The 19,533-nt window shown below is 41.6% G+C and carries 17 protein-coding genes; 10 read left to right on the top strand and 7 right to left on the bottom strand.

Features of this window, described 5'->3' with window-relative positions; all coding sequences use genetic code 11:
* Positions 1-26: 26 nt before the first annotated feature.
* The 5 genes from QAI40_RS02585 to QAI40_RS02565 form a co-directional block, all read right to left on the bottom strand.
* Complete coding sequence (locus QAI40_RS02585; protein WP_299976908.1) at positions 27-1,580, bottom strand: ABC transporter substrate-binding protein; 1,554 nt, start codon at positions 1,578-1,580, stop codon at positions 27-29.
* 177 nt (positions 1,581-1,757) lie between these two features.
* A complete protein-coding gene (hypD, locus tag QAI40_RS02580) occupies positions 1,758-4,118 on the bottom strand; it encodes a trans-4-hydroxy-L-proline dehydratase (RefSeq protein ID WP_299976906.1) in 2,361 nt (786 codons plus the stop codon).
* Positions 4,119-4,120: 2 nt separating this feature from the next.
* On the bottom strand, positions 4,121-4,876 hold the full coding sequence (locus tag QAI40_RS02575; RefSeq protein ID WP_299976903.1) for a glycyl-radical enzyme activating protein: 756 nt from the start codon (positions 4,874-4,876) through the stop codon (positions 4,121-4,123).
* Between the two features lie 54 nt (positions 4,877-4,930).
* The gene (locus QAI40_RS02570; protein WP_299976901.1) at positions 4,931-5,677 is read right to left on the bottom strand and encodes a YkgJ family cysteine cluster protein; all 747 of its coding nucleotides are present in this window, start codon (positions 5,675-5,677) and stop codon (positions 4,931-4,933) included.
* Between the two features lie 270 nt (positions 5,678-5,947).
* Positions 5,948-6,427 (bottom strand): DUF523 domain-containing protein, encoded by a 480-nt coding sequence (locus QAI40_RS02565; RefSeq protein WP_299976898.1) that lies wholly within the window; start codon positions 6,425-6,427, stop codon positions 5,948-5,950.
* A 311-nt stretch (positions 6,428-6,738) separates the two neighbouring features.
* Between QAI40_RS02565 and QAI40_RS02560 the strand changes: the two genes are divergently transcribed.
* Both QAI40_RS02560 and QAI40_RS02555 read left to right on the top strand, forming a co-directional pair.
* Positions 6,739-8,553, top strand: coding sequence for an acyl-CoA dehydrogenase (locus tag QAI40_RS02560; protein WP_299976896.1), 1,815 nt, complete (start codon positions 6,739-6,741; stop codon positions 8,551-8,553).
* A 161-nt stretch (positions 8,554-8,714) separates the two neighbouring features.
* A complete protein-coding gene (locus tag QAI40_RS02555; RefSeq protein WP_299976893.1) occupies positions 8,715-9,782 on the top strand; it encodes a hypothetical protein in 1,068 nt (355 codons plus the stop codon).
* Positions 9,783-9,796: 14 nt separating this feature from the next.
* On the opposite strand, the gene QAI40_RS02550 is transcribed toward QAI40_RS02555, so the two are convergent.
* Positions 9,797-10,459 carry a transglutaminase-like domain-containing protein gene (locus QAI40_RS02550; protein ID WP_299976891.1) on the bottom strand — a complete coding sequence of 221 codons (663 nt, stop codon included), beginning with the start codon at positions 10,457-10,459 and terminating at the stop codon, positions 9,797-9,799.
* A 255-nt stretch (positions 10,460-10,714) separates the two neighbouring features.
* Between QAI40_RS02550 and QAI40_RS02545 the strand changes: the two genes are divergently transcribed.
* The 5 genes from QAI40_RS02545 (at position 10,715) to QAI40_RS02525 (ending at position 14,081) form a co-directional block, all read left to right on the top strand.
* Positions 10,715-11,407 carry a DVU0298 family protein gene (locus tag QAI40_RS02545; protein WP_299976888.1) on the top strand — a complete coding sequence of 231 codons (693 nt, stop codon included), beginning with the start codon at positions 10,715-10,717 and terminating at the stop codon, positions 11,405-11,407.
* Positions 11,408-11,491: 84 nt separating this feature from the next.
* Positions 11,492-11,722 (top strand): hypothetical protein, encoded by a 231-nt coding sequence (locus QAI40_RS02540; protein WP_299976885.1) that lies wholly within the window; start codon positions 11,492-11,494, stop codon positions 11,720-11,722.
* Positions 11,722-12,264, top strand: a complete 543-nt coding sequence (locus tag QAI40_RS02535; protein WP_299976882.1) for a ferritin family protein — start codon at positions 11,722-11,724, stop codon at positions 12,262-12,264. The genes QAI40_RS02540 and QAI40_RS02535 overlap by 1 nt, the downstream gene beginning before the upstream one ends.
* A gap of 35 nt (positions 12,265-12,299) precedes the next feature.
* Positions 12,300-12,485 (top strand): ferredoxin, encoded by a 186-nt coding sequence (locus QAI40_RS02530; RefSeq protein ID WP_299976879.1) that lies wholly within the window; start codon positions 12,300-12,302, stop codon positions 12,483-12,485.
* 210 nt (positions 12,486-12,695) lie between these two features.
* A complete protein-coding gene (locus QAI40_RS02525; RefSeq protein WP_299976876.1) occupies positions 12,696-14,081 on the top strand; it encodes a sigma-54 interaction domain-containing protein in 1,386 nt (461 codons plus the stop codon).
* Here QAI40_RS02525 and clpB read toward each other — a convergent pair.
* Positions 14,078-16,669 (bottom strand): ATP-dependent chaperone ClpB, encoded by a 2,592-nt coding sequence (gene clpB, locus QAI40_RS02520; protein ID WP_299976873.1) that lies wholly within the window; start codon positions 16,667-16,669, stop codon positions 14,078-14,080. The two genes, QAI40_RS02525 and clpB, sit on opposite strands and share 4 nt — an antisense overlap.
* A gap of 203 nt (positions 16,670-16,872) precedes the next feature.
* On the opposite strand from clpB, the gene QAI40_RS02515 reads away from it, so the two are divergent.
* The 3 genes from QAI40_RS02515 to cysK are packed head-to-tail and all read left to right on the top strand — an operon-like array spanning position 16,873 to position 19,170.
* The gene (locus tag QAI40_RS02515) at positions 16,873-17,268 is read left to right on the top strand and encodes a helix-turn-helix domain-containing protein (protein ID WP_299976870.1); all 396 of its coding nucleotides are present in this window, start codon (positions 16,873-16,875) and stop codon (positions 17,266-17,268) included.
* Between the two features lie 5 nt (positions 17,269-17,273).
* Complete coding sequence (locus tag QAI40_RS02510; RefSeq protein ID WP_299976867.1) at positions 17,274-18,260, top strand: serine O-acetyltransferase; 987 nt, start codon at positions 17,274-17,276, stop codon at positions 18,258-18,260.
* A complete protein-coding gene (gene cysK, locus QAI40_RS02505; RefSeq protein WP_299976864.1) occupies positions 18,244-19,170 on the top strand; it encodes a cysteine synthase A in 927 nt (308 codons plus the stop codon). Before QAI40_RS02510 ends, cysK begins: the two co-directional genes overlap by 17 nt.
* Positions 19,171-19,533: the final 363 nt, after the last annotated feature.

The raw sequence follows: 19,533 nt of genomic DNA, 5'->3' as shown, positions 1-19,533 counted from the left end.
ATTAAAATACTTGTATCAAGCTTTTCTTATTCTATTACAAGGTCACCAAAATAAGGGAAGTTTAGTGCATTGACAATAGGTTCGATTTTGAAGTTTTTCTTTGCGGCATAAGAATGATTTTGCCAATGGAATGGTAAAAAGGCGGCCTCATCATGAAGAATTTGTTCAACTTTTTGAAGCATTTCAGTTCTTTTTGCAACATCAGTTTCAGACTGAGCGCCAATTACAAGCTCATCAATTTTTTTGTTGCAATAAGCACCACTATTATACTGACCATATCCTGTATCAGCATTTGTGCACATTGTTAAAAATTCTGAGAAATTACCAGAATCTTCTGTGTCTGAGTGCCATCCAATCATCATCATATCAGCAGCTCTTTTATCATACTCATCCCAGTATTGAGCTTTTGGCATTGTTTTAAGGTTAACTTTAATACCAATTTTTCCAAGCATCTGAGCTGTTGCTTCAGCAATTTTTGCATCATTAACATAACGATCGTTTGGAGCCATCATTGTAATTTCAAGGCCTTTAGCATAACCTGCTTCTTTCATAAGAGCTTTTGCTTTATCAAGATCAAATCTTGGTTTAAGACCTGTTTTGTGTCCTTGATAACCTACAGGACTTTGTTGTGCTGCAACAGATGCAGTACCCTTCATAATTTTTTCAACAATACCTGCATTGTTCACAGCATAACAGATTGCTTGACGTACTTTGACATTTTTAAAAGCTTCAACTCTATCCTGATTCATCTGAAAAGTGATTATACGTCCACCATTTAGTGTAACCAAATCAACTTTAGAATCAGATCGAATTCTTTTAAAATCTGTTGGTGGCACAGGAGAAATAAAATCAACATCTCCTGAGAGAAGAGCTGCAACACGTGTTGCATTTTCTTTAATAGGAGTAAGTATGACTTTGCTTACATTACCAGGAGATTTTGTGTCCCAGTAATCTTTGAAACGTGTCATTTCAAGCACAATACCTTGTTCAAATTTTTTGACAACAAAAGGACCGGTTCCTGATTCATTACCATTTGCAAAGGTGTGTGTGAACTTTACGCAGGCATCTTTGGGTTGTCCGGTTGCATCAGTTCCTGTGTAAAACTCACTATCCATTGGGAAAATATAAGTTGCCATATTCAGAAGAAGGGGATATGCTTTTTTTGTTTTTATATCTACTGTGTAATCATCAACGATTGTAACGCTTTCAAAAGGCTCAAAAAGGCCTTTAAAGTCAATACTTTTTTGCAGACGTTCAAAAGACCATTTTACATCTTTTGTTGTAAGTGTGTTACCACTGTGGAATTTAACACCTTTATGAAGGTAAAACCGCATTGTAAGTTCATCAAGTCTTTCCCATTTTTCAGCAAGGCGTGGTACAATCTGATGATCCTTATTCCAACGTACAAGAGGGTCAAACACCCAGTGTGAAAGTTGAAGCATCCCACCTGATAGCTGTACTTGAGGATCAAGGGATACTGGATCAGCATCAAGACCAACTTTTAAGGTCTTCGCACCTGCTGAGCAGGTAAAAGATAAAACCATAAATAAACTTAACCCTAACAAAATTAATTTTTTCATCTTAGTTCTCCTAACTTTAATTAAATTAAAATACATACCAAAATATGTTTTCCCGGCACATTTTGATGATAAAAAAAAATAGACATATCGAATAAATTGCATCTATCAAAAAATAACCAAAGGGTCAAGGAATTTACAGCAATTCTCGATATCAAAATTTTGCAGAACACCGATACCTTAAAAATTGGTATGAGCTGTTCTAAGTATAATCTCTTCCTGTAGAGCCTTTGTAAGATCCACAAAATAATCGGAATATCCCGCGACCCTGACAATCAGATCCTGATAGTTTTCCGGATGCTTCTGGGCATCCCTTAACGTCTTTTCGGCCACCACGTTAAACTGTACATGGTGGCCATCCATTTTAAAATAGGACCGGATTAAATGTACCAGGGCCTGAAGTTCCTTTTTCTCTTTAAAAAGATCAGGCAGAAATTTTTGATTTAAGAGTGTACCACCTGTCTTTAAATGATCGATTTTGGCTACAGATTTCAACACGGCTGTTGGACCGCACCGGTCAGCCCCCTGTACCGGAGATATTCCTTCGGAAAACGGCACACCCTTTTTTCTCCCATCGGGCAACGCACCGGTGATTTCGCCAAAGTAAACATGACAGGTAGTGGATAAAAGATTAATCCTGTGAACGCCCCCTTTTGCATTGGGCCTGTTTGTCACTAAACCATGGAATGCATTAAAAACCCTTTTTAATATAGCATCGGCATAGTCATCATCATTACCATACTTGGGCGCCTGGTCCAGCCGGTAAAGAAGAAGATCATTTTCTTCGAAGTTTTTTTTCAGAGCATCCAACAGCTTTTCCATGGAAACACGGCTGTTATCATATACATTATACTTCAGTGATGAAAAGCAATCTGTAATGGTTCCCATGCCAACGCCCTGGATATAGGAGGTATTGTATCTTGCGCCGCCCTGGTTATAATCTTTTGCATTTTTAATACAGTCCTCGGTGACAAGGGAGAGTAACGGAACGGGCATGTACTTTGCGTTAATCTGTTCAATAATATTGCTGCCTTTGATCTTAATATTGATAAAATGCTCCAACTGCTTTTTATAGGCATCAAAGAGCTGCTCAAAGGTATCAAAGATTTTCGGGTCTCCTGTTTTAAGACCGATCTGCTTTTTTGTTCTTGGATCAAAGCCATTGTGAAGGGTAATTTCCAAAATTTTGGGAAGATTAAAATAGCCTGTCAGAATATAGCATTCCTTTCCAAAGGCCCCTGCTTCCACACAGCCCGAAGCACCGGCTTTTCTTGCATCTTCCACAGATTTGCCATGAAGGATCATCTCCTGAATAATGGCATCGGTATTAAACACTGACGGTTGACCAAAACCCGTGGCAATAATTTTCAATGCCCGCTTGATAAACCGGTCTGGATTTTTCCGTGACACCTGGATCATGGAACTTGGCTGCAGGAGTCTCATCTCTTCAATCACATCAAGGGTGAGGTAGGACAATTCATTAACGCCATCCTGGTTATCCTTTGTGACACCCCCAAGATTGATCAGGCAAAAATCAACGTAGGTATTGCTTTCCTTTGCAGTTACGCCCACCTTTGGAGGGGCCGGATGGTTATGGAATTTTATCCAGAAACAACAAAGCAATTCCTTTGCCGCTTCCCGGGTTAATGTTCCGGTTTCAATATCTCTTTTATAAAAAGGATAAAGGTTCTGATCAAACCTGCCCGGATTATAGGCATCCCAGGGGTTTAGTTCCGTGATAATCCCGACATGGAGGAACCAGTAGTACTGCAATGCCTCGTGAAAAGTTTCAGGTTTATTGGCAGGTACTCTCCGGCAGACACGGGCCATGCTCTCAAATTCTGATTTCTGTTTTGAATCCTTTTCGCCTTTTGCCATGTGTTCCAGTTCATCTGCATGTCGGTTGGCAAAAATAATCAGGGCATCCGCTGCTATATCAAGGGAGGTTAAGACCTCCTGTTTTTCAAGGCCATCTTTATCTTCAAAAAAATCAATGTCCCCAAGACATTGCCTGATATCTTCCTTCAGGTCATTGAATCCTTTCTTGTAAATCAACTCCCCTCCGGCAGTATGCCCCGGGGACCGCTGCTCCTGAAACTCGGTAAAAATCCCGGCATTAAAAGAATCAATCCATAGATCCTCCATGGCCGCAAATATCTTTTCCCTTATGGTTTTGCCCTTCCAGAACGGGATAATCTTTTCCTTATAAATTGACTTTGTTGCCTCTGAAACTTTATAGGGCACCTTGGGTCTTGAGTTTAAAATCTCAAGATCTTCCAAAGAATGCAGACAGATTTCAGGATATGTCGGAACCGCTTTGGGCTCGGGTCCGCGTTCTCCGACAATCAGCTCGTTATCATCAATAAATATTTTTTTATTTCCCAGCACATGTTTCAGGCACAATGCTCTTTGAACCGGGATGGATTTATCCATGCTGATATATGCCTTATAAAAAGAGGTAACAAGATCAGCCCTTTCATGGGAGACGGTCACCTCTTTTTGTCTTGTTTTTTTTCTTAAGCTTTTTATTCTTGAATTCATTTTTATCCCCCGATGGTTACACTGAATCCCCTGGACCCAAATTGTTTTTTTACTTTTAACACCCTCTCTTCAGAAGGCGGTTGTATGTCTTCCATGTAATTTTTTATATTCAATGATTGATACTTTCCTTCACCTGCCCTATGAAACGGAAGGATATGAATATCCCGGTAAATTGTGTTTTCTTTTAAAAAAGCAATAACCCTGCCAATGTTTTCATCCGTATCCGTCACCTGGGGGATAAGGGGAAACCGCAATCTGACAGCAGCCTTTTGTCTTGATAATTGTTTTAAATTATCCAGTACAAGGGCAATGCTTTTCCCAGTATATTTTTTGTGTGCTTTTTCATCTACCAATTTAATATCATAAAGAATCAATTCTGCTTTTTTAGCGGCTTTTAAAAGGGCCTTAGTATCACCATATCCTGAGGTATCCACACAGGTATGAATTTCTTTTTCCCGGCACTGATCCAGAAGTCTGAATAATAATTGAGGCTGGCACAAGGGCTCTCCGCCTGAAAAAGTAACGCCACCGCCTGAATCATCATAAAAAATAAGATCTTTTTGAATTTCTTCCATTAAATCGGCAGCAACCCTGTCCATATCTTCCGCGTCTGTTTTCAAGGGCTTTGCCTGGCTTTCAGGGTTATGGCACCAGTGACAGGACAAAGGACAGCCTTGAAAAAAGAGGGTGGTTCTTATTCCAGGGCCATCATGGATGGAATATCTCTGAATTTTAAAAACATATGGATTTTCAAGCATTCAGATTTTTCTCCATCAAATCAGCGTTAACGCAACGCGATCTGGATCGATTGTTCAGTGGTCTAAAGACCGGCCAGGGCTTTTTTCCTGAAGGGAAGGCAGGAAATCGCCCTTACAGCCTGTCATGACAGCATGTTTACGGGTAAATGGATATTGTTGGCAGACCTCTGGTTTTATATCCTGAATCAAACAACTGAAGCTGTATCCTTGCGGCTCTGGCTTCAGCCAGGGGCATGTCCGGGCAAGGACACCGGTATCCTGCTCCAGCCAGATCCTGTACTGAGTTTCTTTACCACTTTCTTGAATAATCATGACCCGTTCCATAATATCCCGGCGGCCAAGGGCCTGCCACCTGAGGTAATCTTCTTTTGTGCAGTCACTGCTATACCCGAGACTTTTGCAGCAGTGCCCACACCGACAGCAGGTAAACCCATTCATATGGTTTTCAATCAAGATACCATAGTTGTCCTTTTCTATCCCCATTCCGGGGCAGGCCCGGGTCTGAAAGACAATGGCGCAGATGCGGGCTATAACTTTCAACGGGTATTTTGTTGTCTCCAATATATGAGAAAAATAAAAACCCAGGTCTTTGTCATCAATCTTTTGCAGCGGATAACCCCGGCCGTGTTGAATCCATATGCTGGTCTCTTCTCCTTGTTGTATAATCCGGCACCGGCTTTTCAGGATCAAAGGGGCAATATCCTTGAAAATCAGGGGCTGGGGGCCATATTGCTGGAAATCAATTGCAATGGCATCCAGGACTTCTTCTCTTGTCAAAAAAATCCAATTATTTTTCCCCATATTTTCCATGTTTCTTATTGACCGGAATGGATTCCAATTAACACACGTCTGATCCCTTAAAAATTTATTTCATGCAATATATGAAATTACCACGTCCTTATCAAAATTCCAATGTCAAAAAAGAAAAGGATCGGTGACGGTAAGGGCCGCGACCCTTTTGGGCTTGATCATAAAACTTTTCGTTTGAACCAGCTTGGTATTCCCCGAAGGACTTTATCCAACCATCTATCGGAAATAGCAGAATTGGTATTCCCCCTAAATAGCGTAGACTTATCTATAATCTCGGGGTATCTGATCCAGCTCATTTTCTGAAAAAACAGTGATTCCATCCTGCATCAAAATAGCAGCGGTCACGCCAAAACCCGGGATAAGATTGGAAACAAAATGACCGTCATAAATACGATGCACGCCGCAGGAAGGGCTTTTCTCCTTTAATATTGCAATCTTAATATCATATTTTTCTGCAAGACTGAGCGCATATTCAGCTCCTTTGATAAATGGAAGCGTCACATCATTCCCCACAATATCCACCGCCCTTGCCTTTCCTTCTAAGACATCACGGCCATTCCCTTCCACAAGTTGGATCTGATGCCTCGGGATTTTCAATCCACCTGAAACTTCAGGGCAGACCTTTACCAACCTCCCTTTCCGGCTCCATTGGCTCAACAAGACATCCTTTAAAGGCACTCGTTTACCATCGTATCTGACAAGGTCTCCTGCAAGGCAGGCACTTATTAATATTTTTTTCATATTATAAGCATATAAAATTATTCTGACTTTGTAAAATAATCATTGACACATTAAAAAATTCATGTAATGAATGAGCATTCATTTTTATGGGATCGAAATAATAGTAGGCTGCGTTTAAACTTATGACATACAATATTTTTGATAACTTTCTATTTTTGTTGTTCAAAATAATTATTAATCGTGGCAGTAAAACTTATTCTGAAAGAAATATTATTTGTGATATTTTAATGAGCATCAATTCATTATAGGACAAACAAAAACTTATAACCAAATTAAATTTTGCAATATAAAATAGCAGGAGGTATATAAAAATGACACAAGTAATTACTGATCGCAGGGATATTGAATTTGTAATCCACGAACAGCTTGAAGCTGAAAATCTTTCTCAACTTAATAAAAATTTTACTGATTTTAATAAAAAAACCATCGACCTTGTCATTTCAGAAGCAAAAAACTTTGCAGTTAAAGAAATGCTTCCAACCAACAAGGAAGGGGACGAGCAGGGCTGCACACTTGAAAATGGCAAAGTAACCACCCCTGATTCTTTTAAAAGGCTCTATAAAATATTTAATGAAGGGGAGTGGCTGGCCATAACCGAAGATCCGGAATGGGGCGGTCAGGGGATGCCAAGAACAATTGCCTCTGCTGTTGTCGAGTATTTCAACGGTGCAAATTACCCCTTCATGATGTATCCAGGATTAACCCAGGGGGCTGGCCACATGATAAAAAAATTCGGCACCCAGGAACAAAAAGAAACCTATCTTAAAAATATGTTTACCGGAAAATGGACCGGCACCATGCTCCTGACTGAACCCGGCGCAGGCTCTGATGTCGGTGCTTTGACAACCAAAGCCGTTAAAAATGATGACGGTACTTTTTCAATTACCGGTGAAAAAATATTTATTTCAGGCGGTGATCATGATTTGGCAGAAAACATCATCCATCCGGTTCTTGCAAGAATAGAAGGTGCGCCTGAGGGCACAAAAGGAATTTCTCTTTTTCTCGTCCCCAAGTATCTTGTAAACAAAGATGGGACACTGGGTGAATTTAATGATGTAATCTGTACAGGGATAGAACATAAAATGGGTATCCATGGAAACAGTACCTGCTCTCTCTCCCTTGGCTCCAAGGATAATTGTATCGGAACCCTTCTTGGCGAAGAAAACAAAGGCATGAAAGCCATGTTCCTGATGATGAACGAAGCAAGATGTCTGGTTGGATTCCAGGGATTTGCGTGTGCTACAGCCGCTTATATGTATGCCCTTGATTATGCAAAAAATAGAATACAGGGCAAAGATCTGCTGGAATTCATGAATCCGGATGCCAAATCCGTCTCCATCATGAAACACCCGGATGTCAGACGGCAGTTAATGATGATGAAGGTAATGGTCGAAGGCATGCGATCCCTGCTTTATTTTGTTATGTATTCTTCTGACATGTCCCGCCACGCACCCACTCAGGAAGAAAAAGACAGATACCAGGGATTTGTTGAAGTATTGACCCCGATTGCCAAAGGATATGTAACCGACCGCTCTTTTGAGATTTGCAGTCAGGCCATGCAAGTTTACGGCGGATATGGTTTTATTGAAGAATATCCCGTGGCGCAGCTTCTCAGGGATTGCAGAATCACACTGATTTATGAAGGTACAAACGGTATCCAGGCCATGGATCTTCTTGGAAGAAAACTGGGCTTAAACAAGGGCAAGCCTATTATGGATCTGTTTGGCGAAATACAGAAAACCATTGCTGCCGCCAAAGCCTTACCCAGACTTAAAAAACAGGCTGTCAAAGTCGAAGAAGCTATAAATAAACTCGCAGAAGTTGCCATCCACATGGGTCAGACCGCCATGTCTGAAAAAGTATTGCATGCATTTGCCAATGCCCACCCTTTCCAGGATGCAACAGGAGATGCTACCATTGCATGGATGCTGCTCTGGAGAGCTACCATTGCTGTCCAAAAACTTGAAAAAGCCAAAAAGAAAGACAAACCTTTTTATGAAGGAATAATCAAATCTTTACAGTTTTACGTGGAGACTCAGCTTCCTGTAACACTTGGCAGATTCAATGCACTAATGAACACCAGCAGCGCTGCCGTAGATATTGATGATAACATGTTCCCAAGATAGATAAATATAAATTATACGCTTACATAAACGGGTTGCTTTAGATTTTAAGGCAATCCGTTTGCTATCCGTTTGCTATTCTCATTCATTTTCAAAGATGCTATAATCATCCATCCCATGTAATTTAATGCCGGGATGCAAACAACTTTGGATGGAAAACAAAAATGAAAAATTTTAAGGCCAACGGACTGCCTCTGTTAATCGGAAGCCTTCCCATGGACAGCCATGAAGAAGCGACAAAACTTGTTCTTGCTCATATACCGGATATCCCGCTTTGGGTACAACTGCCTCTTTATAAAGAAGAAGGCATGATCAACCAGTTTCTTCCCGGACTCCCCGGATTTACCGAGGAAATTGAAAAAAGCTTTATTGATACATCAAAGCCTGAATTTAATGAAGAATTTATTGCCTTTTTTGAAGAATATCTATCCGTAACTGAATCTGGATCAGATGTTGGGGCTTCAAGATTTGCCCTGTCAGGCACAAGAGGAAAAGGCTTTTTTGAATTTTTAAAACAGGTGGATAAAAGAGGCGCGCCATTTACTGCCCTGAAAGGTCAGGTGACAGGTCCCATCACTTTTGGGACTGCGGTAAAAGATGAAAATGATAAAGATATTTTTTACAATGACCAGTTAAAAGATGCGGCTATAAAAAAACTTGCCATGAATGCCAGGTGGCAGGCCAAAGAGTTTTCAAAAAGAGGAGCAATTCCCATAATTTTTCTTGATGAGCCGGCATTGGCCGGGTTTGGAACCTCCACGTATATTACTATTACCAAAGAGGATGTCATTCAAAGCATTGAAGAAATCGTTCAGGAAATCCATGCTGAAAACGGTCTGGCAGGTGTCCATGTGTGCGCCAACACAGAATGGGATATGCTTTTAGGCTCAAATATTGATATTATCAGCTTTGATACATTTTCCTTTTTTGATAAATTTATCCTTTATCCTGAAATGATTAAAACGTATTTCAAGCAGGGAAAAATTCTTGCCTGGGGAATTGTCCCAACCCACAAAGCAGAAGTGATTGAGGCACAAACCACCCAGGGTCTTGTTCAACTGCTCCATGACCAGATGGATGAATTGTCGGAAAAAATCCAGATTGATAAAGAAACTGTCATATCACAATCCTTTATTACACCCAGTTGCGGTACAGGCTCTCTTGATCTTGAGTCTGCCAAAAAGGTATTAAGACTGACCAAAGAGGTGTCAGCGGCATTCAGACGAGACTAATGCCATCAAAAATACTATTGATTCTCTTTTAGGGCTTCAGTTGAAAAATCCTTGGAGCGCCTTTCGAGATCTTCAAAATAAACAGGGTAGCATTTTATCATTTCAGCAAGAGCTTTATCCCATGGCAGATCTGCAAATGTTCCATGATCTTTAACGTATTCCATATGCTTGTTCCCTGATTTATCAAAAGGATGAAATATGGAATCCTTTGTCCCGTCAAACTCCAAAGGCCTTACATTAAAATTATTACAAAGCGTAAGGTTAAACGCAGGTGTTGCCTTAACCCATTTGTTATTTAAAAACAATTCTGTGTATCCATGATAAACAAAAACATCTGTTCCCATCAATTCCTCTAACCGTTTAGTGTTCAGATGATTTTTAACATCGGCAAATCCAAGTCTTGCGGGAATTTGCTGACTCCTGGCACAGGCGGCCAGTAGCACCGCTTTGGCCACGCAATATCCATATCCTTTATTCAGGACTGAACTTGCCTTCATGGATTCTTTTAAAGGCTCTATGCTGTATGGGTTGTATCTGATGCTGTCTCTGACAGCATAATAAAGCTGAATCGCTTTTTCAGTCTTACTAACACCTGATTCACTATTCTGCCTGGCAAACTCAACCACTTTTGGATGATCACTGTCAATATAGTATGTGGGGTTAAGATATTCTTCCATAATTTAGACCTGATCCTAATTCTTATTATAAGCAAGTGTCTTTTGTATAGCACCTTATTAAAAAAAGGAAGGTTTTATTGTATCTCGAAACAAAAATGTCCCATAATTTGAGACATAATCATGCCAATCGCGCTCTACAGCACTGCCTTTTCTTCGGGGCGACCGGCATTCCAGTATCTGGCATACTTTATGCTTTTTACTCTTAATAAGTTTTTAAGTAAGTTGTTAAACTTTAAATAAAAAAGAAGGTATCCCATGAAAAAACCCTATGGAAGAAAAACAAAACAAAAGGTGGGGAAAATTCTTCTGGAACCCCATCGGGAAACTGCCATGGAAATGTTAAGGCAAATTCCTGATGAGCAGCTGGTTGGGCATCTTTTTTCTCATTTTTATCATAAAGATGAACTGATAAAATTCCGGAGTATCGCAGCAATGGGAGTCCTTGGATCACGAGTGGGGCAAAAGAATATGGAAAAAGCCAGGATTATTCTGCGGCGGATCATGTGGAATCTGAATGACGAATCCGGAGGGATTGGATGGGGATCACCTGAGGCCATGGGAGAAATTCTCTACCATAGCCCGGAACTCGCCCTGGAATTTAAATCCATTCTTTTCTCATACCTTGATCCGGACGGCAATTATATCGAACATAAAGCGCTTCAAAGGGGTGTCTTATGGGGGATCGGGACATACCTTGGATCAAATCCCCGCGATCTGAATGAAAAGACGAAAGGGCTCCTTTTTGGATATTTACATTCTTCTGATCCCGTGAAAAGAGGATATGCCGTAAGAGCCCTGATGAATGCCAGATGTTTTGATTGCAGCCTTGTGCCTGAAAACATTATGACAGATAATCATTACATTGATGTATTTAACAATTGGAATTTTACTGCGATACGCATTTCAGACATGGCCCTTTCCTGTGAAAACCAGGAAATATTTGCATAAATTATTTTGTGGCATGCTTATTGAAGTAAACCTTAAAAACGAAGTTAGCCGGATATGTGTGAAACAAATAATGATGATGGATTTATGCTTAAAAAAAAATGTGACATAAATATTGCTCAAACCATTGACCTTGCGCATAAAATGATCAAACTTGCGCAAACGGGTTACGAGCAGCGGGAAGACCCGGGATGCGGTATCCTTTATGGAATTCTTCTGGATTCCGGATACCGGCTTCTCGATCTTGCACAAAAAGAAAAGCATGCGCATGTCCAAAAAGGCTGGTGGGACAATTCAATAAAAAAGGAGACGATTTAATGAAGACTTATGTTTGTTCAGTATGCGGTTATTCCTATAATGGTGACCAGGCCCCTGAAAAATGCCCCCAATGCAATGCAGCAAAAGAAAAATTTTCCATACAGGAAGGAGAACTGGTCTGGGCTGATGGCCATTCAATCGGTGTGGCAAAAGATGTTGATGCCGAAATCCTTCAGGGATTAAGGAACAATTTTATGGGAGAATGCACGGAAGTGGGCATGTACCTTGCCATGAGCCGCCAGGCAGACCGTGAAGGATTCCCCGAAGTTGCAGAAACTTATAAAAGAATCGCATTTGAAGAAGCTGACCACGCATCAAAATTTGCAGAGCTTTTAGGTGAAGTGCTTGAAGCCGATACAAAGGCAAACCTGACCGCCAGGGTTCTTGCCGAATATGGTGCCTGTGCCGGAAAAAAAGAAATTGCGGTAAAAGCAAAAGAGCTGGGCTATGATGCCATCCATGATACCGTGCATGAAATGTGCAAGGATGAGGCCCGCCACGGAAAAGCATTTCAAGGACTGTTAAACCGATTTTTTAAATAAATCAATTTTTTTAAATCATGGAAATGTTGTTGTCTATGAAAACACCTGTTGTTGAGTTGAGTAGCTGTATTCTATGTGAAATCTGTGTTGAACTGGCTCCCCATGCTTTTGCCATCAATGATGCAGGCTTTGTTGAAGTACTTCCCCTTGACGACTACTCAGATGGAGATATCCACGAAGCCATAAAAAATTGTCCCAAAGACTGTATCACCTGGGAATAAATTTTTAACCCGAAGATTTTCAAAATCTTCGGGTTTGGCTTTCCTATCTCCTCTCAAATCTCACTCCCCCCATTTACGCTCTTTTATTAAAATTTGATAATATTTTGCGTCCTTCCCCAAAAAAACATTGCACCTGATACACAAATGTGTCATTTACCTGGTCTATAACCATAACAAATAATTATTTTTTTACATTTGGAAAATGACACAATGACCAATTTGAGCCAATCCATACTTGACCAGGACAATCTTAATCTTGTTCTCAACAACCTGAAACTTGGAATAATTGCACATACCCCTGAAAGAATTATTACAGTTTTTAATAAAGAAGCAGAAAAAATTACCGGATATCTAAAAGAAGAAGTTATTGGAAAAGATTGCCATACGGTTTTCCAGGCACCTTTTTGCGGGGGGAAATGTTCTTTTTGCGATGGCACACCGGATTTTCCTTTTGGAGCAAAAGAATATCCGTTGAGCATTGTTACAAAAGACGGTTCTGCCCGTCAGCTTGAAATGACTGTCTCTGCCATCATCAGTCATGATAATGTATTTAAGGGAGTGCTTGCATCTTTCAGGGATGTGACCGAATCCTTTAACCTTTCTTTAAAAGCTGAAAATCTTTCAAACTTTGCTGGCATCATCGGCAAGCACAAATCCATGCAGGATATTTTCAGGCAGATCAGGGATGTTGCCCTGTACAATTACCCGGTCCATGTATCCGGTGACACCGGCACGGGGAAAGAGCGGGTAGCCTGTGCCATTCATGATATCAGCTCATATGGGTCCGGTGCCTTTGTTCCTGTAAATTGCGGAGCCATTCCTGAAGGGATTGTGGAAAGTGAATTATTCGGGCATGTCAAAGGGGCCTTTTCAGGCGCCGTCAAAGAGAGGAAAGGAAGATTTGAGCTGGCCCATAAGGGAACACTATTTCTGGATGAAGTGGCTGAACTGCCCTTAAAAACCCAGGTAAAGCTTTTAAGATTTTTACAGGAAGGCGCTTTTGAAAAAGTCGGCGGTGAAAAAAGAGTCTGTGTGGATGTCAGGATCATCAGTGCATCCAATAAAAATCTTAGAGATGAAGTCACGGCCGGCAGATTCAGAGAAGACCTTTTTTACAGGCTCAATGTCATCCCCATCCATCTGCCCCCTTTAAGACAGCGCAAAAGTGATATCCCGCTTTTGGCCGCCCTTTTTTTAAAACAAGCTGAACAGGAAAGCCCAAATGCAGTTCCGCAACTTGCTGATGAGGCTCTTGACATCATGCTCGATTACCATTGGCCTGGAAATGTCAGGGAATTAAAAAACGTAATCCAGTTTTCCGTGGTACGCTCAAGGGGAAGCCAGATACTGCCATCAGATCTGCCCATGGAAATCATCCGTGACAAAGATGTTAGCTTTCGGTTCTCAGACAGGCCTGACCCACAGGATATCATTCCTGCCAAGGGCAAACTTGACATTGATTCGGTTAAGGCTGCCATCAAACAAACCGGCGGAAACAAATCCAAAGCCGCAAGAGTATTGGGTGTGGGAAGAGCAACGCTTTACAGGTTTATTGCCCGGAATAAAGAAATGAAAAGCTATGCGGATCAGTTTTAATTGTGAAGTTTCAGAATTTTATCATTTTCATCAAAACTGAACTCGATAATCTCATTCGGATTAAATTCCCCTTTAAGAATAACCATAGCCAGGGGGTTTTCGATCTCCTGCTGAATAACCCGTTTTAAAGGGCGTGCGCCAAAGACAGGATCATATCCCTTTTGTGCCAGGTGCTCCATTGCATAGTCGTCCAGATGGATCTTCAGGTTGCGGTATTTCAGGCGTTGATTGAGTTTTTCGATCTGGATGGCGGCAATCTGTTTTATATTTTCCATTGTTAAAGCATGAAAAGTAATGATTTCATCAATCCTGTTTAAAAATTCAGGTCTGAAAGCTTCTTTTAATGCATGGGCAATGCCCTGCTGAATATCGGCATCCTCAATCCTGTTGTTTATCCCTGCCTCCTGCAAAAACCGGGAGCCCACATTGGATGTCATGATGATAATGGTGTTTCTAAAATCCACGGTCCTGCCATGCCCGTCTGTCATTCTTCCGTCATCCAGGACCTGTAGAAGAACATTGAATACATCCTGATGAGCTTTTTCAATCTCATCAAACAGAATCACCGAGTAAGGACGTCTTCTGACGGCCTCTGTCAAAAACCCTCCCTCATCATACCCCACATATCCCGGAGGTGCGCCAATGAGCCGGGCCACAGAATGTCTTTCCATATATTCTGACATGTCCACCCGGACCATATTCTCATCACTGTCAAAAATAAATTGGGCAAGGGATTTAGCAAGTTCGATCTTTCCAACTCCTGTCGGCCCCATGAAAATAAAGGTGCCAATGGGACGGTCTTCCGGCGCAAGTCCTGATCTGGCACGTCTTACCGCATTGGATACAGCATCAATTGCCTTTTGCTGGCCTATAACTCTTTTTTTAATTACATCTTCCATCCGGACCAGTTTTTCCTGCTCACCCTTGAGCATTTTTGACACCGGAATCCCTGTCCAGGCTGAAACAACCTCTGCCACATCAGATGCTTCCACATCCTCTTTAAGCATTCTTTTGTCCTGCTGAAGATCATTTAAAGCCTGTTTTTTGACTTCAAGATTCTTTTTCAATTGTTCGATGGTGCCGTATCTGATCTGGGCCACCGTCTCGAGATCTCCATTGCGTTCTGCCACATGAGCCTGGGTCTGGAATCGGTCAATATCTTCCCTGATACCGCTGATCGCCTGGATAAACTGTTTTTCACTGTCCCAATGAAGTTTTAAGGGTCCAACCTCCTCCTTCATGGCCGTAATCTCCATTTCAAGTTTTTCAAGCCGCTCTTTGGAAGCCTTGTCTTTTTCCTTGAGCAGAGCCTGTTGTTCGATCTGGGCCTGGGTAATTTTTCTTAAAATCTCATCAATGGCTCTCGGCATGGAGTCAATCTCTATCCTCAGCCGGGAAGCGCATTCGTCAATCAGATCCACTGCCTTGTCCGGTAAAAACCGGTCTGCAATATACCGGTTGGACAGAGTGGCGGCGGCCACAAGGGCAGAGTCCTTTATCCGTATCCCATGGTGGACCGCATATTTTTCTTTCAATCCCCTTAAAATAGAGACGGTATCTTCCACAGTGGGTTCTTTTGCAAAAACCGGCTGAAACCGCCTTTCAAGGGCAGCATCCTTTTCAATATATTTTCGATATTCATTCAATGTGGTAGCACCAACACATCTAAGGGTTCCACGGGCTAAGGCAGGCTTGAGCATGTTAGAGGCATCCACAGACCCCTCTGCTGCCCCGGCACCGACCACGGTATGCAACTCATCAATAAAAAGAACTACTTCACCCTGGGCTGCTTCCACCTCTTTTAATACAGCCTTGAGCCGTTCTTCAAACTCACCCCGGAACTTGGCCCCGGCAAGCAACGCCCCCATATCAAGGGCTATCACCTGCCTGTTTTTCAAGGTATCTGATACGTCTCCTTCAACAATTCTCTGAGCCAGGCCTTCTACAATAGCAGTTTTCCCAACACCGGGTTCACCTATGAGTACCGGATTGTTTTTCCGTCTTCTTGACAGAACCTGTACAATCCGCCGGATTTCTTCATCCCTGCCGATAACCGGATCAAGCTTGCCTTCCCGGGCAAGCATCGTTAAATCACGTCCGAATTTTTCAAGGGCCTGGTATTTTTCTTCTGGATTCTGGTCTGTCACGCTCTGGTTTCCCCGGATATCCTTTAACACGGTCAGAATTGCTTCCCGGGTGATACCCTTTTGTTTCAGTATATTAAAGGCCCCTCCTTTCATTGTGGCAAGGGACAAAATAATATGCTCAAGGCTCACGTACTGATCCTTCATTTTCCCAGCTTCCGAAAACGAATGATCCAACACCTTTTTACTGTCCCGCGAGAGATAAATACTGGCGGCACCAGATACCTTGACGAGTTTTTCAACACCCGTCTGAATATCTTTTTTCAAGACATCAACCTGAACACCAATTTTTTTAAATATGGACAGAACAACTCCCTGGTCATCCTCTATCATGGCCTTTAAAAAATGGACCGGTTCAATGGCCTGGTTGCCATATTTTTGGGCCATATCATGGGCTGTTTGCAAGAGCTTCTGCGATTTAAGCGTTAATTTATCGAGTTCCATAAAACACCTTTCATTATTTTTTATAATTTATTACATAAAGTAATGCAAAAAAAGATGTCGTCAAGCAACCGCATCTCAATTATTTTTGTACCCGTCTATCCTTGGGATGTACGGATTTTCCATTGACAGCTCCCACTCTGTGGTATATATTTATAAAAATAAGTCAAGACGATGAATAATCCTTTAACTTAAAAAGTGTAATAATGAAAAGCAATAAATTCAAAGACATCCGAGCAAAACTGAATAAAACACAAAAAGAACTGGCACAGCTTCTTGGAATTTCTATCAAAGCAATTCACAGCTATGAACAGGAATGGCGCAAAATCCCCCATCATGTTGAACGGCAATTGCTTTTCCTGCTTTCCCGGGTACTTCTGGACAATGGCAAACCTTCGGATAAATGCTGGGACATCCGGAAATGTCCGGATAAAAGGCTTAAAAAATGCCCGGCCTGGGAATTTAAAGCCGGTGATCTGTGCTGGTTTATCAACGGAACCAAATGCAGTGGTGAAGCCCACGATTCATGGAAAGACAAAATGAAAGTGTGTGAAACCTGTAGGGTGTTTAAAAAATTTTTCGAAATTGAACAAGGAAATTAAAAGCAATGGATGATTTTATTATTAATAATATATGCCAGACCGGAAGACAGAATGCTTCCGAGTATCGCAAAGAACTGCCAAAGGCTATTAACACTATTCTTGCGTCCATGGAAGATGACAGGTGTTTTGCTCATATCGGGGATGAACCGATTCATTTTTCAACTTCTGTAAAAGAAATGATTGATAAATTCAGAGAAATTCTTTTCCCTGGCTATTTTTCAAGTGAAAAAATCGACGGGGCAAATATAGTCTACAATTTGGGCCAGGGTATATCACAGCTTTATGATATTCTGTCAGAGCAGATCATTCATGTACTGAGGCATGACTGCCTGCGGTACGGTCAGACATGCTCCGAATGTAAGAACAGCGGCAATGACGTTGCTTTAAAAGTGATTCAGGAAATTCCCAACCTTCGCATATCCCTGGCTGAAGATATAAAAGGGGCCTACGATGGTGATCCGGCTGCGAAAAGTCATGATGAGGTCATTTTTTCCTATCCCGGATTATATGCCATCACGGTTTACAGAATCTCCCATATTCTTTCCAATCTGGGGGTTCCCCAACTGCCAAGGATTATGACAGAACATGCCCACAGCCTGACCGGGATCGACATTCATCCGGGTGCAAAAATAGGAGAAAAATTTGTCATTGATCACGGAACAGGTGTTGTTGTGGGTGAAACCAGTATCATCGGCAATAATGTCAGAATTTATCAGAATGTTACCATTGGTGCTCTGTCTCTGCCCCCGGACGCAGGAGAAAAACTTCGGGGGGCCAAACGCCATCCAACCATTGAGGACGATGTCATCATTTATTCCGGAGCTACCATCCTGGGAGGAGAAACGACCATTGGTGCCCGGTCCGTTGTGGGAGGTAATGTCTGGCTGACCAGTTCTATTCCGGCGGACACCAAAGTGTTTATTGAGTCTCCGCACCTTATTTACAAATATCAGAAAACCCAGGAAGAACAAAACCATGAATACCAAGTCTGATATAACAAAAGCCTGCGGCAACACCCCTTTGGTCTATCTAAAAACCGCCAGCAGGGAAACAGGGGCAAAGCTATATGGAAAACCTGAATTTTTTAACCCGGCCTCAAGTGTAAAAGATCGAATCGGTCTTGCCATGATTGAGGATGCCCTTGAAACAGGAAAAATCAATTTGGAATCCACCATTGTTGAACCGACCAGTGGCAATACCGGCATTGCCCTTGCATTTGTAGCCCGGGTCAAAGGATTGAAGCTGATTTTAACCATGCCGGAAACCATGAGCCTTGAACGGCGGCAGTTGTTAAAACACCTGGGTGCCACCCTCGTTCTGACCGAAGGGTCAAAGGGGATGAAAGGTGCCATTGAAAAGGCAAAAAAAATTGTTAAAGAAACACCCAATTCCTTTATGCCCGACCAGTTTTCCAATCCAGCCAACCCTGAAATCCATCGGAAAACCACTGCATTGGAAATCTGGAATGATACAAATGAAAAGATTGATATCTTTATCGCAGGAGTGGGCACCGGCGGAACTATTACAGGGGTTTCAGAAGTTTTAAAAGAGAAAAATCCTGATATCAAATCCGTGGCTGTAGAACCTGCCGATTCACCTGTCATTTCCGGCGGAACCCCCGGCCCCCACAAAATTCAGGGCATTGGTGCCGGTTTTATCCCCAAAAACCTGAATGTGAATATCCTCGATGAAATCATAACCGTTGAAAATGAAGAGGCCCTTCAAGGTGCAAGGGATCTTGCCCAGCAGGAAGGCATTCTTTGTGGTATTTCATCGGGTGCTGCCTTTCATGCGGCTAAAACCATTGCATCCAGGCCGGAGAATAAAGGCAAAACCATTGTATTTATTATCCCGGATACAGGGGAAAGATATTTGAGTACAGACCTGTTTGAAACATCCTGAACAGAAGGATGATTCAGATTTTTCGTAATAAATTTTAACATCCACATATTATGCTTTAAAAATTATAGAAAAGACAAACCATTCAGGGAATAGTCCTGGGTACTTTTTGAATCCTGAAAAGCCTTGATTATAACCAGTAGTCCGGTTTTTTTAAGCTTTCCTTTTCGACTTGCCGGAGGTCACAAAACAAAATCAAGATTAGACATTGTATTGTTGATATTTTGAACCTCTCCTTACAATTCCAATTAGGATAATTATTCTTGATTGCCTTTAACTGATGCCTTTTGTATCCTTATTTTATATGGTACTATCTGCTATGAATTTTTTTTCAAAGCTAATTATAACCATCTTCGTATTGTTTTT

Origin of the sequence: Desulfobacula sp. (assembly GCF_030611305.1) — a bacterium.
In the GTDB taxonomy this organism is placed as follows: Bacteria; Desulfobacterota; Desulfobacteria; order Desulfobacterales; family Desulfobacteraceae; genus Desulfobacula.
The sequence above is the reverse complement of the archived record's forward strand: the minus strand, read 5'-3'. Positions and strand labels throughout refer to the sequence as shown.